The organism is Paenibacillus sp. 1-18, from assembly GCF_000520755.1.
GTDB classification, from domain to species: Bacteria; Bacillota; Bacilli; order Paenibacillales; family Paenibacillaceae; genus Paenibacillus; species Paenibacillus brasilensis.
The window spans coordinates 23108-36484 of sequence record NZ_ASSB01000320.1; the positions used below are offsets into that span (position 1 = coordinate 23108).

Here is a 13377-nt window from a genome sequence, read left to right on the forward strand (position 1 = left end):
AAAGTAGAAAAACCTTGATTCATCAATGTTTCTGACAATCAAGGTCCCCACTCTATCTCAAAACTGTTTTTTATAAAAATTCTCATTTATTAATTTCATCTGTCTCAACTATAACAGTTACTCACATTCATTCTGCTATTTCATTTGAAGCATGTTATAAATCATCTCAGCCGCTTCTGCACGTGTGACTTCCTGTTTGGCACGGAAGCTTCCATCCGGATATCCTTGTACTAAATTAATTTCGGTTAGACCAAGTACATCCTTTCTGGCCCACTCCACAATTTGAGAGGTATCTGAGTATACACTGCTTTCATGTTGTGGTGTAGCCTTGATAACGTTATTCACCATTTTAGCCGCCTGCTCACGGTTTATGACCCGATCCGGACCAAATTCTCTATTACTAAACCCGCGAGCGACCTGATCTTTAATCGCCGTTTTGAGTAAATCAAGGTACCAGGCGGATGGATTGATATCCTCGAAGCCTAAAGTCACATCCGTTTCGAGTGGTAATTTCAGGGAACGGACAAGCATCGAGGTGAATTCCATTCGTGTTACAAGTCTGTTTGGCTCGAAAAGCGTGTGGGTCGTCCCCTTCACTACACCCAAATCAGCAAGTGCATTTATTTTCTCTCTATTAAATATCCGATCAATGTCACTAAAATGATTGGACTTCGTCTCAACTGACGTGGCTTGAACGAACCCTGTTTCTATTTGCTCCTTCACAACAGGTTGATCTACAACAGACTGATTCGGTTTTACACTCGCCGCCCCTCCTGCTCCGCCACCTGTGTCCACAGGTTTCCCTGTAGTTTTACCGTTCACCTGTTTTGCCTCTGTGCGTTTTCCTTGACTGTTTTCTGCCCAGAGTTGAACTGTGTACAACTGCTTCTCTCTGAGTTCTCTCCAGATAAAGCCTCGCTCTTTACCACGGTATAGTTCTGTTCCTCCTTCACTGATGAGAACGAAAATATCATTATGATGCTCTGATTCCCAATGGATGATAAACTCATTATTCGTTGTTTCTGTCTTCGATAATTTGAAGTCTGGAGACGGCAGTGTTTCCACTTCAACTTCGGTCGGCTTACCTTCACCACTCGTGTTAACTGGCTTAACGGTAATACGATACACTGTAGAACTATCTAATTTGTTTAATTTAAACTCATTATGGGTCGTATGACTGATAAGCACTCCATTTTGGTATACATTGTAAGCATCCGCGCCTAGAGCTTCTTTCCACGTAACAACCAGATTTGTATCAGTTACGTCTTTCACAATCAACCTGCTATCTGGTATTTCATCTGGCAACGCACGATACGTGAACGGAGCTATGTCACCTGCACCGCTCGTATTCATGGCTTGAATACCAAACGAGTAAATCATACCGGGTTGGATACCTGAAAGTGCAATATGAGCATTTCTGGTGTCAAAGACTTCTCCCGTATCTCTGCGGATTACAGCATATTGATAAGCGCTATTTGATCCATCCCAGCTCAATGAAATCCGGCCATTCCCAAGTTCTGTAACTTTTACATGTTGCACCTGGGGCGGTAGTGTCAGCAGTTCTTCCCACGCCGGTTGACTGAAACCGCTGCTGTTACCGCTGCTCACTTGAAAATTATAGTTTTTCCCACCTTCCAATCCAGATACAACTACGCGTGGTTCGGTGCTGTAATAATCTTGCTCGTTGATTGTTACCTTATATTGAGTTGCTCCGTCAACAGGCTCCCATTTCAATGTGGCCTCGTGCTGCCGAACATCTACTGCTGCAAGCTGTACTGCCGAAGCAGGTAGCGTCAATTCATTGATAGTCGCATCTTCACCTATACCACTCCGATTGTAGGCCCGTATACGAATACTTGCAGGCCTCCCCGCTGGCAAGCCCTCAAAAGTATAAGAATGGATACCCCGGGGAATCTGCACATTTGGCTTATCGTTAACACTCAAAATGTATCCTTCAGCCCCCTGCACATCTTGCCACATTACACCAACGGAATATACATCCTTCGTCACACTTGCCAGCGTAGTTACCCGAGCCGGTAATGTGATGACTCCCAGATGAGCATAATCTCCGAATCCCGTTGTATTTTCAGCCGAAATACGATAAACATACTCTGTTCCCGCCTCAAGATCATTATCTGTGAATTCCGTATACACATCATGATAAACCGATACTTTGTCTCGATCTAACGCGTAGTATGTGGCTGTGACTACATCATTCCATTTCAATTCAACTCTATCTTCTCTTACAGTTACATTTTGGAATCCGGCTGGGCTGTCTGGCAGGCTTAAAAAAGATACATGCTTTGCCGCCCCCTCTCCAGTCTCATTCAAAGCTGATACAGAAACATCATAATATTTACCAGGCTCCGTTCCCGTAATTGGATTATATACATCCTGTGTAACCGTATCCCTAAATATGACTTCTCCCGTACTTACGTCCGTTGCTACAATATTATATTTGTTAGCAGAAGCAACTGGCGTAAAGTCGGCCATGATCTCTGCTGGATGACGAGAGACAGTTCTTAACTGAATAAGATCAGGCGCATCAGGTAGTGTTAAAACGCGCACTCGATTGGAATACGCATTGCCTCCCACATGATTACTGGAACGCACTTCATATTCGTATTGATGTCCTCCCTGCAGCTTTTTATTGGTAAAAGAATTTGTCGGATGCGCAACATCCCAAACCTCATGGGTTGTTAGATTCCGGATAGAATAGACGTAACCATCATTAAAGCCAGATGGAAGAGTCCATTGCAAATCGGCCTCTGTGTTTCGTATGGATGTCGCTGAGAGCACAACCGGCTCGGGCTGCATTTGAATGCGAAGTGCACCGCTGACCGTTTGAGAAATGTTACCCGCTCGGTCTTTGACCTTGGCATGAACATACCATTCACCTTCATTTAAAAGATTCAACCGAATTGCCGTATTGGCTGCTGTATCCCAATTTTCAGGTGAATCAGGACTGTTTGTGATTCTATACTGCATTGTTGCTGGCTCGATCCCCGAATGCTGGTCGGCATATCGTATCTCCACATCAATACTCGAATCCTTCCATTCACGCGAATTCGGCGTCAACTGGATTGTCGGGGGTTCCAAATCAATATAAGACGTTGCCGACACCGGATCACTTCGATTTCCAGCTGCATCTACAGCTTGAGCAGTCACTTTTACGATACCGGAGCGATTTAATATTCCCGATGCTCCAGGCACATAACCGCTAGAACCCCATTGATATTCATAATGTACTGCAGCAACATCCGTCGCACCTGATAGAGAAAATTGCACTGGCTTATTGGTGTACCGGGTAGGCATCGTCACCTCGGAAAATGTAACTTCTGGAGGCGTTGGTTTGGTTCGATCAATCATGACCGATTGAGTCACGACTGGACCAGGAACATCCAGGTTATTGATTGTCCGTGCTGATAACTCGTAATTCCCTTCAGCAGTTAATGTCACCATACCCTGATACGTCTGCCACTCCCCTGTCGGACTCAAGCGGTACTGTGTCAGCTTAATTCCATTTATCGGGTCACTTCCTGAATCAATGGAAATATTTACATCATGGATTGTTGGACCTGCCTCACTAGCCCGGATGACAGGAGCAGTCGGCCCCTTTTTATCAATGGTGACTTCCTTGCTTACTTCTTGGCTCACATTACCAACGCTGTCTATGGAGCGTGCATAAACCGTGCTTTTGCCGTCCTTATTCACATGAAGCACTCCACGATAGTCTTGCCAATCCTGATTCACAACACCCGTCATACGAAATTGAGTATGAGCCAATCCAGAATAATCATCTGTTCCCGGCTGCAATGAAAGGACATAGTCATTACTGTTCCCTGTTGCATTTATGACTGGTGGGGTTGGCGGCATCTTGTCTATTCGAACTTTCCCGGCGGAAAGGCCACTGTACTGGTTATTTACGTCCACTGTCCGGGCATAGATCGTATTTACGCCATGGTCATATACAGTAAAGGGTCCTGTATATGGCTGGAATGCTCCTCCATTCACACTATATTCATAGTATTTTAGCCCTTCGGGGGCCACGTCCCCGTTGATCCAAACAGTTACAGGTTCTTTGGTCCAGCCTGTAACCGCCTGTCCCTCTGCGCCTGCATGAATCCGGGGCGGTGTAGGCATCAGGTCCGATTTGGGAATGAGACGGATGCCAAACCTGGATATTTCATTACTTGTCTGCTGATTGTACCCCATGGCTCTAAAATACCGAATATCCCTTAATGTAATAGAGTCAGTAATCTCTACCCATTTTCCTTGATAAAAGCTATCTGCATAGAATTTCGTTACATTAGTCCATGTATATAAATTCGTTCCGTCAGGCCTCCAACTGCTTCCAGCTGCGGCATTAGATGCATATAAATCTGTGTGGTAAGACCCTTCAATGTAAACAAAAACCCTATAATCAGAAGTTCTAATAGATCTTCCAATATCAACAAAACGATTGGTTGGCTGCACACTGCCCTCACATTTATATCTTGCCGAACCCATGCCGCTGTAAACTTCCGTTGCTCCTATCCCATTTCCTGACGAGGACCCCCATATGTCGCCCCCACCCGGCAAGTTGTTTTGGCAAAAAGGGCCTCCAATGATCTCTTGAGTAGCGGCTGATACCCTTTCCGGAAATATGGGAATCATCGTTAACAGGAGTAGAACAGCCAACAATCCATACACCCACTTGCTGTACTTCCTTACCTTTCGCTTATTTTTTCGATGCATACACTTCTCCTTACTTTATTTTATTTTCAAAGAGCTTTACAGACTCGCTTCGGCTAAAATAGAAAAAGCACCTCAAACGAAGGCGTTAATGCCTAAGTTTGAGGTGCTTCCTCAAGTTCACGAGTATGTTTTGAAGCTATTATACTTCGTTCCTAGCAGGATGTAAACAGAACTGTAAAATTATTTGAAGGTTTTAATCTACCTGAACACCCAAGTTCCGAAAAAATCCCCGCATATTCTGCATGTAAGAGTCCTGAGTAGCCGAAGATTCCGTAAGAAGGTTTTGCATACTGTTCATAAATGCGGAAGCCGAAGTCGTATCAGCTTTGTCAAACCGATTTTTTAACTGCGCGTTATTCAACAACTCCGCAGTCTGTCCCGCACGCTCTTTATATTGCTCAATCCAATCGGTGTGTTGAGGAACCTTTTGCGCAAAATTTAACAGCTGGCTTAGTCCATTTCCCCCACCTTTAATGTCATTCATGAATGCCGCATATTGTTGAGGATCCGCCTGCTTCATCACTTCCGACAGCTTGACATAATCCTCAGGTGCGCCTAACGGGCGATCTGTTGGAGTCGTGTAGCTAATATCTCCGGTCTCTGAATCTATGGATCGTGTCAAAGCAATTCCAGCTATCTGGTTCATGGTCTCCAGAAATTCTTTGGCCTTATCGCCTTCCATATAATGATCTGCGATATACTTGGATTGGGAAACTCCCATCTCCAGCAACACAGCTCGCTGATTCTCATCCGTTACCGTCCCGTCAACAATAAAATTGGATTGAATCATATTGTACACTGAATTGGACACTTCTTCTGGTTGACCTTCCAAAACCCGGTTTAATGAATCATTGATCTGTGTTGTACCAAAATACTTGGCAGCATGTGACACAATAGCTCCTTCGGCCAGCTGTCTGCCGGCTTCACTAATCTCCACAGTGTCCTGAACGATCAATCCAGATTGTTTTTCTTCATGTAGCTGGGGGGATGGAACTCCTTGCTTGCTTGACGGATTTATCCGTAAGCTACTAGAGTTAAGAACCGCTTGTTGTGCTCTAAGAGGCCCAAAATTCATCCTACTTCCTCCTGTCATGTTTGTAACAGGCATCTAAGGCGTATGTATAATGTAATGTAACCCTGTTTGTATATATATCGGACAAAGCATATATGGAATGAATATATGCTTTGTCCAAAAATGAACATATATTGAAAAAAGCTACCTTGGCTTTAAATATAAAGTATTCAAATAACAAGTAATTGTGGAGATTTCTTTATGAACCCATCCATCACCCGCCATAAACACTATAGGCAAAGTGATATACAATATCTGTGTCTATAATCGAAGTACCTGACACTTGAGCAGCTACCCTTGAAAGATCATAGTAATGTGTAAAACTGATTGGTCCAGGCAGGTATTCCGCAATACTTCCAGTTGAAGATGGCAGGGAAAGGGTTACACTAAAGGCTCCATTCTGATCCGTATAACCAGTGCCTGTACGAGTGCGATTCCCGCTGCTTTCAGTCCAGTTCTGGTTCAACCAGGTTACATCCACTGGCGCATTTGCCACTGCATAACCATCAGTTGTCCTAACAACACCTTTTACGGTAAGGTTACTGCGTTGATTAACCCGATAATGACGACCATATGAGTAGCTCGGATAATCATTAGGACCATTGCTGGAATCATAGCCGGTAATTTCAATTTTTCCGGCCCGAAGTACCGGCTTAAGTGTGAGTGTATACAAATGATCAGGTGAATACTGATTTGTTGTGTATACTCGCACATAGTAGGTTCCTGTATTTAAGGTAACGTTGTGATTCGTTTGCGGTAAAAGCACCATTTGGTTTCCTGTTAAAGCTCCATAAACTTCTGCGTTGTAGCCGTAGCTTTCCGAAGTATTGTCAAGTTTTACATTCAAAGCATCATAATTTCGGCTGGCAGGGATCGTGATTTGATACCAGTCGTTATCAATACCGGAATGAATAGAGCGCGAATTAAGCGATGAGCCGCCCGTACTAAAGGTGAAATTATAGGCATGAAAAGCACTCTCATCCGGCTCATAGGCATCATAGCTGGAGCTTGTGTCGACCGTTAGATAGAAAGGATCATTAATGCTAGATCCCTTCTTGGCATGGACTGCAAGCGCGTAAGCCTTTTCATATCCAGCAGCGTTGCGGGTGCCTACGTTTTCAGGAAGTGATGCAGCCCCCTGTTCATAATTGTTAAAATAAGTACCATAGGTGGAAGCGTCAATGGCATTGGGATTAATATCACCTGTCGTCATATCAAATTCGTACAAGTATAAGTCATAGTCTAGCTGGGCTGAAAATGGACCATCTAACTGGGCCTGCAACAGTTCACCGGGCTGCAAATAAATCGGATATAAAAATTGTGTGCCCCCCTCTTGCGTAATCGTACCGGAATACGTAGCAGAGGAAGCTGTGGCTGATGCAGCCATTGGGCTTGCTTTCAGCGAAGAAATGGTTTCCCTTTTCAATGAAGTTGTGTCTGGGGTCTTGAAGTTGAGATTTTCTTGAATGACATAAACCGAAGACGTTACGCTGTCTAGCTTGTCTGCCCGCGTTAAACGCTTAATTACGTCTTCTTTGTCAGTTGTTAGCTGAACCTGAGATTCCGCCTTAATCGCTTGATCCGATACAGCCTCCGTGCTTTCACTCGCATTCGCAGTCACTCCGAAAGCAAACAGGAGCATCATGCTCAACATCACTGCAATAGCCTTTTTGAACCTCTTCATACTGAAATCCCCTCTCGAATGGTTTAAGGAATTCCCGCTATCCCCGGATAAACCAGGGCGCTTTCTAGGCTGTTGGCTCTATCATAAATCATTTTTGGTTCTATTGGAATATATTATGCAAAATATTTTCTATTTGTAATCTATGAAAACAAGACCATTTTCTTATCCTTGGTGAATAAACATGAAAAGTCGCTCTTTCTGAAATGGAAAGCCTCAGCTAACCATTCAAAAAAGGCGACTCTCATGAATCAAAACTATATTAAAGCTTATCTTAATTTCTCAAGCTGTAAGCAAACAGATAAACAATGTCCGTTGCACTAATCGAAGTTCCATCGACCTGAGCCGCTACTCCTGTAAGATCATAATAGTGTGTGGAACCAATTTCACTTATATAATCCACATTTTTTCCTGTCGATTGCGGAAGAGAAAGCGTTACACTAAATCTACCGCTATCATCGGTGTACGCAGAAGCCGTTCTCGTACGGTTACCGCTGCCCTCGGTCCAGTTCTTATCCAGCCAAACAACCGTGACAGGAGCATTGGGAACCAGTTGGCCATCCATCGTTTTCACAACACCATTCACGATCAGGCTGCTGCCTCCGTGCCCCGCTTAAGGTGCGAATGATCCGGGGTTTTTATGTGCGCTTGGGGTTCGCTACCGGATTAACTTTCCTGTTGCACTTATGTTAAAAACCAGATCAATCAACTTAATTTCGACACTATTTTACCATAAAAATCCTACCATTCTCTTATTTATACGATATAATCAAATAATATGGATAGTTCCTTCTGACTATTAAATGAATCGAATTACCCATAACATACATAAAAAAGGGGAATACAGATGAAAAAACTTAGCCTGTTTATGTTAGTAATATGTTGCTTCTCCATTTTGGCAGCCTGCTCTACCGATCCGGTAAAAAAAGATCTAATCACCTATGTGAATGATGGAATGCTTCCATTGGCACAAGAGGAAAAAACAGTAACTGATAAGTATACAGCTGCGACCGGAAATAATTACACTGATGACGTAACACTATATAATACTTTAAAAGATGATATTATCCCTGAATACACCAAATATGTTGATAAAGTAGAAGCTGTAAAGACGGAAACGCCTGAGGTAAGAGCCGTCCACGAAACTTACATCAAGGCCGTTAATACTCAAAAAGATGCCCTCATTATGATGCTCGATGCGTTGGAAAAACAGGATATGGGCTTAGTCAGTGAAGGTAACACCAAGCTCACTGAGGGTAGAAAGCTACTCAGAGATTTTAATGAACAAGTCAACACACTTGCCAAAGAGCATGATGTTACTTTGAATAAAAAATAAGTTTTAAAACTCCCTTTCTAGGGAGTCAGAGTGTCGAGAAAGTCCAACGGACTTTCTCGACACTTTATTTTTTATTTGGGGAGACTCAACTTTTAAAACAAAAATCGATTTAAAACGATCTGAGGACCCATTTTTATTTGATCAAAATGGCCATTTTAAACCTCATTAAAAAAACAGGGGGTTTCTCGACAGCCTGACTCCCTTTCTAGGGAGTTTTTTTCTATGCATTTATGAATATTCGAAGCAAATTACCGCTTTACTTAATTCTCTATCATAGAATAAATAGACGGCATCCGCCCCAAACGCTTGAAAATAATATCCAGTGAAGGAACCGATATAGGTAAAAGTCTCACCATTGGAACGTTTGGGCACATGGGGCAAATTGGTTTGCTCGAACCGGAGCACCTCTTCGATCGATTCACCATATTCCTTTATATAGCTTTGAGCCTCATCAGACTGAAATGCGATATCATCCAAAATGCCGTTGACTTCAGGGAAACTCAACCCCCAACCATTGAACTTCTTTTCCTCAAAATCACGGGTGAGTTCATCTACAGATTCTTTGGTATTCCCAATGCTTTATCTCCCGCTAATTTCAGCGTTTCATAGGTGGCTTTCAACTACTCTTTCTAGTGAAGTCTAAAGTAATCCAGTTCGCTTCGAATTTGTATTTAACGTCAATTACATCGAATCCCAACATATCTTCCTTGGTAAAAGCAGTATGAAATTGCTTATTCTCACCCACACAGCCTTCGTGAATTTCTTTTGCGGAAACAAAATGCAGCCACTTCTCCTGCTCCGGGAATAAAAATTGAAGATTAATCGAGCAAATCGGCTAAAAGTGCTTCCGATAATGTTTAAGATCGCCAACAAATACGTCCTCATATGCTGGAAAATGTTTGATGTATTTCTCAGGTATATTCATAGATACTCCCCCTAGTTTGTGTAGTTCTCTGGCTGCTTTTCGATCTGAAACGTTCCTTCACTGGAAGTCACGCTATAAAGTTCATCAAACCCTTCTTCGTAGCTCGGAGCCTTTAGTTTACTCATAACGCTTTTAATACCGATTTCAGGAATATACTCTTTGCCTGTGCGCTCCTCATTACGCTTGATGGATTCTACAAAATTGGGTTCAAAATAGTAACCAATAATCTTAAATCCCTTATTCTTACAAGCATCTATATATTTCTTCCGTTCCACAACCGTTGGATTCGTATTGTCTACAACAAAAGGCTGCATTGTTTCGATGGAGGCTTGAAGGTAAATGTTTTCCCTATTCCGTGTTTTAAGCATATCAAGGTTTATTCGCATATGTGTTTTGAAGAAATGTTCTTTATAAAATGTCGATTTGCCTGAAGCCTGAATTCCTATAAAAATGACACACTCCAAATCTCACACTTCCTTGTCCAAGTATACATATTAGTTAATATAATCTCTATTCTGTGAAAAAGTAGGAATTAAGCAAGACAAGAAGAAATTAGTAGATGGACTTGCAAAATTCTCCGTTTTTCATAGTATCTATTCCCTAAATGTTAGGCTATAATAATTTAAAATTTTATTTTATTCCGATAAGAAAAGGATGATATATATGAGTCAAGCTGCAGCCTCAATACCACGCCCGTTAGTAAGGGCTAATCAATGGATAATTGTTTTATCTGTAGTTTTCGCTTGGATCACAGGGGGATATGGGGTGCTAGCTATTCCTCTTATCGCGGGGTTGCTCGGTGTCCTTTTTAACTTCAATCCGGTAATGCGAATAGCCAAGCTTTTTTTGAAGAAAAGCCCCTCCTCGTATGTGCAGGAGGACCGAGAACAGCAAAGGTTTAATCAGCTTCTTGCTGTCTTTTTTCTACTGGTCGCTTGGGTAGGATTTATGATCCAGTGGAGTATTGTCGCTTATGTATTCTCGGCCCTGGTCCTGGTGGCGGCATTGATGGCTATCCTTGGTTTTTGCATAGGATGTTTTGTTCTCTACCAATGGTCCCAATATCAATATCGAAGAAGAAAAGACGTATAAACAGAAAAATCTCTCTATTATTTCCATTCCAATTAGGACATCGTTAATTAAATCGAAGGTGCAGCCAACCTCTCCAACAATATGGATTCGATGTCGGTTCCGCCTTCTTTTTATTTTGCAGTAATGTTATCTTCAAACACAAAAACGGAGATGGCTATATCTTCTTCCACTTTAATATCTGAAAAGAGATGCAGCAGCCGTGAATCCATGTAATCCTCCAGTTCTTTATTGAACTGTACGGGATAGATTTTTTGAACCATTTTGGTTCGGGCTGCATGCACCATCTCTTTCCCGGAAGGCTCTTGCGCCAGAAACTTTTCGGATGGGGTCAAATTTCCATACAGCATCGTGATGGCCATATTATCTACAAAGGTCGTATGTATGCGTTCCGGGCCTTTCCCAAACAGCTCTTTGCGTACTTTTCGAATAATTTCGTTAAAACCCGTTTCCCTTCTCATATCGCACCGCTCTCCTAAAATCTACTAAAATCCCTGTTACTATTTCCATCATAACCGATTCCTATCATATAAAACAGAGAGCAAGCGAAAGTGATTTTTGGAACATGCTTTTATCTGCAATTATATGCGTTCATTAATTTTGATTAACATTTCCTCTAAAATTTGCTTTTCCTCTTCGGTCAGGGCTTGAACAATTTCGTCCTCCACCTTTTGAAAAGAGTCACTAAAAGCTTCAATCAGCTCAATGGCTTTTGGTAAAACATAAATATTTTTTTGCCGTTCATTATTGGCCGGGATTTTGCGCTCGATGAATCCTTTTTGCTCAAGACCTTGAAGCATGCTTGTAATGCTGGCTCCGCGCAGATGAAACCGATCGGCAAGATCCTTCTGAATTAAATCATTTTCTTGATTCTCGTAGATATATCTAATCATTTTTCCTTGTTGAGCATTTAATCCCAACTCTTTTATACTCTCGTCCGCTCTTTTCTTTAACTTAAGACCGATAATCTGAAACAAATCCAGATAAACCGTATCCTTTTGGGTTTTCATAATCGTTCCTCCTCAAATTATTAGAAGTCTAATTGTCAGTAAATAAACTATATAAATCTCTAAACTGTTTGTCAAACAAAAAAATTAGTTTATTGACAGTCATAAAACTAACAGTTAGAATTCTAACTATTTAAAACCAAACACTTAGGAGGAACGACATGAAGAATGTAACTCAAAGCTCTACGTTAGAAAAAGTTACAGCGATTACGAATGTACGTATTTTCGATGGAGAAAAAGTTATTGAGCCCAGAAATGTTATCATCCATGGGGAAGCCATTATTTCGGTAGGCGGAGACCTTCCGACGCATGCAACGATCATCGACGGGGAAAATGCGACATTATTGCCCGGCCTGATTGATGCGCATGTCCACACTTCAATCGGTGGGTTACGAGATGCTTTAAAATTCGGCGTCACGACAGAACTCGAAATGAACGGCAGTTTTACAGAAAGAGGGCGCAAGATCCAGTTAAAAAACGTGAATGACGTCGCCGAAGTCCGTTCTGCCGGCACAGCGATCACCGCTCCAGGTGGTCATCCGGATGAATTATTGCAGGATGAGGATGAAATTCCTGAGTTCGTTTTAAAGGAATTGGAGAAGTTACCAAAGGAAAACCGGGAAGCTATGCTAGCCGCTTACGCTCACGATCACGAAAAAGTGCCCCAAGTGACGACAGTCGAAGAAGCGATCAAACATGTGCATACCCAAGTGGAGAGTGGCGCCGACTATATTAAAATCATGATTGAAGAAGGGACAGTCTTAGGTGCCCCTGGACTGCCTATTTTAAGCGACGAGATCTAAAAGCAGCCGTAGCAGAAGCCCATAAGTTCGATAAAATTGTCATAGCCCACGTCTTGACGGCTCATTCTTCGCAAACCGCCATTGATACTGGAGTCGACGGATTGGGTCACTTATTTCTCGACAGGCCCGAATACACATCCGAGTTGGTGAAGTCCATAGCGGATTCAGGCGCATTTGTTATACCGTGCTTGGTATTGAACTCATCCATTCTAGGGAATCCGGCATCAGAATTGGCGAATGATCCACGTGTTTATTCCAAATTAAGTCCGGAATGGACCGATATTTTGAACTCAAGCTTCCATACTTTCCGGCAAGGCAATTTGGAGAATAGCTTTAAAAATGTGATGGATCTTCACCGTGCCGGTGTGGATATTCTGGTCGGGACGGATGTCGCTCCCGTTCCTGTTCCGAATCTTGGCGGCCTTGCTCATGGAGCTAGCGTCCATCATGAAATGCAATTGCTGGTTGAGGCCGGATTTACTCCGATAGAAGCGCTTCAGTCGGCTACATCGAAACCGGCCCGTTGCTTTGGGCTTAACGATCGCGGCCGTATTGCCGAAGGTGCGCTCGCTGACTTTATACTAGTAAACGGTGATCCGACAACCAACATCTCGGATACCTTGTCGATCAAATCCGTATGGTTCAAAGGTGTACAACAACTATGTTAATCAGAATCTCTCGAACAGGAACAATTTACTGATCTCATTTGTATGACTTCCATTTTTAC

Annotated in this window: 8 protein-coding genes and 3 pseudogenes; 3 read left to right on the forward strand and 8 right to left on the reverse strand. The window is 42.6% G+C overall.

Going from position 1 to position 13377, the window contains the following annotated elements:
* Positions 1-135: 135 nt before the first annotated feature.
* The 4 genes and pseudogenes from L693_RS0120495 to L693_RS0120510 all read right to left on the reverse strand — a co-directional run.
* Positions 136-4737, reverse strand: coding sequence for a fibronectin type III domain-containing protein (locus tag L693_RS0120495; RefSeq protein ID WP_025719536.1), 4602 nt, complete (start codon positions 4735-4737; stop codon positions 136-138).
* A 193-nt stretch (positions 4738-4930) separates the two neighbouring features.
* Positions 4931-5812 (reverse strand): hypothetical protein, encoded by an 882-nt coding sequence (locus L693_RS0120500; RefSeq protein ID WP_025719537.1) that lies wholly within the window; start codon positions 5810-5812, stop codon positions 4931-4933.
* A 211-nt stretch (positions 5813-6023) separates the two neighbouring features.
* Positions 6024-7493, reverse strand: coding sequence for a hypothetical protein (locus L693_RS0120505; RefSeq protein WP_025719538.1), 1470 nt, complete (start codon positions 7491-7493; stop codon positions 6024-6026).
* A gap of 271 nt (positions 7494-7764) precedes the next feature.
* Positions 7765-8097: pseudogene (locus tag L693_RS0120510) on the reverse strand (hypothetical protein); the annotation flags it as partial.
* Positions 8098-8337: 240 nt separating this feature from the next.
* Between L693_RS0120510 and L693_RS0120515 the strand changes: the two are divergent.
* Entirely contained in the window at positions 8338-8826 is a 489-nt protein-coding gene (locus L693_RS0120515) for a hypothetical protein (RefSeq protein WP_025719541.1), read from the forward strand.
* 228 nt (positions 8827-9054) lie between these two features.
* Here L693_RS0120515 and L693_RS32480 read toward each other — a convergent pair.
* Positions 9055-9658: pseudogene (locus L693_RS32480) on the reverse strand (siderophore biosynthesis protein).
* A 104-nt stretch (positions 9659-9762) separates the two neighbouring features.
* A complete protein-coding gene (locus tag L693_RS0120525; protein ID WP_025719543.1) occupies positions 9763-10215 on the reverse strand; it encodes an AAA family ATPase in 453 nt (150 codons plus the stop codon).
* Between the two features lie 199 nt (positions 10216-10414).
* Here L693_RS0120525 and L693_RS0120530 point away from each other — a divergent pair, with 199 nt between their 5' ends.
* Positions 10415-10843, forward strand: coding sequence for a DUF4395 domain-containing protein (locus tag L693_RS0120530; RefSeq protein WP_025719544.1), 429 nt, complete (start codon positions 10415-10417; stop codon positions 10841-10843).
* Between the two features lie 110 nt (positions 10844-10953).
* Here the strand turns inward: L693_RS0120530 and L693_RS0120535 are convergent, their stop codons facing one another.
* Together L693_RS0120535 and L693_RS0120540 are read right to left on the reverse strand one after the other, a co-directional pair.
* A complete protein-coding gene (locus L693_RS0120535) occupies positions 10954-11301 on the reverse strand; it encodes a DUF2294 domain-containing protein (protein ID WP_025719546.1) in 348 nt (115 codons plus the stop codon).
* A 120-nt stretch (positions 11302-11421) separates the two neighbouring features.
* Positions 11422-11850, reverse strand: coding sequence for a MarR family winged helix-turn-helix transcriptional regulator (locus L693_RS0120540; RefSeq protein WP_025719548.1), 429 nt, complete (start codon positions 11848-11850; stop codon positions 11422-11424).
* 158 nt (positions 11851-12008) lie between these two features.
* On the opposite strand from L693_RS0120540, the pseudogene L693_RS32175 reads away from it, so the two are divergent.
* Positions 12009-13318 (forward strand): annotated as a pseudogene (locus tag L693_RS32175) (amidohydrolase family protein).
* Positions 13319-13377 lie beyond the last annotated feature (59 nt).

Excerpts from the sequence above, each read along its gene's own strand:
- L693_RS0120495 (WP_025719536.1), bottom strand. The coding sequence starts at position 4,737 with ATGCATCGAAAAAATAAGCGAAAGGTAAGGAAGTACAGCAAGTGGGTG.
- L693_RS0120500 (WP_025719537.1), bottom strand. The coding sequence starts at position 5,812 with ATGAATTTTGGGCCTCTTAGAGCACAACAAGCGGTTCTTAACTCTAGT.
- L693_RS0120505 (WP_025719538.1), bottom strand. The coding sequence starts at position 7,493 with ATGAAGAGGTTCAAAAAGGCTATTGCAGTGATGTTGAGCATGATGCTC.
- L693_RS0120515 (WP_025719541.1), top strand. The coding sequence starts at position 8,338 with ATGAAAAAACTTAGCCTGTTTATGTTAGTAATATGTTGCTTCTCCATT.
- L693_RS0120530 (WP_025719544.1), top strand. The coding sequence starts at position 10,415 with ATGAGTCAAGCTGCAGCCTCAATACCACGCCCGTTAGTAAGGGCTAAT.
- L693_RS0120535 (WP_025719546.1), bottom strand. The coding sequence starts at position 11,301 with ATGAGAAGGGAAACGGGTTTTAACGAAATTATTCGAAAAGTACGCAAA.
- L693_RS0120540 (WP_025719548.1), bottom strand. The coding sequence starts at position 11,850 with ATGAAAACCCAAAAGGATACGGTTTATCTGGATTTGTTTCAGATTATC.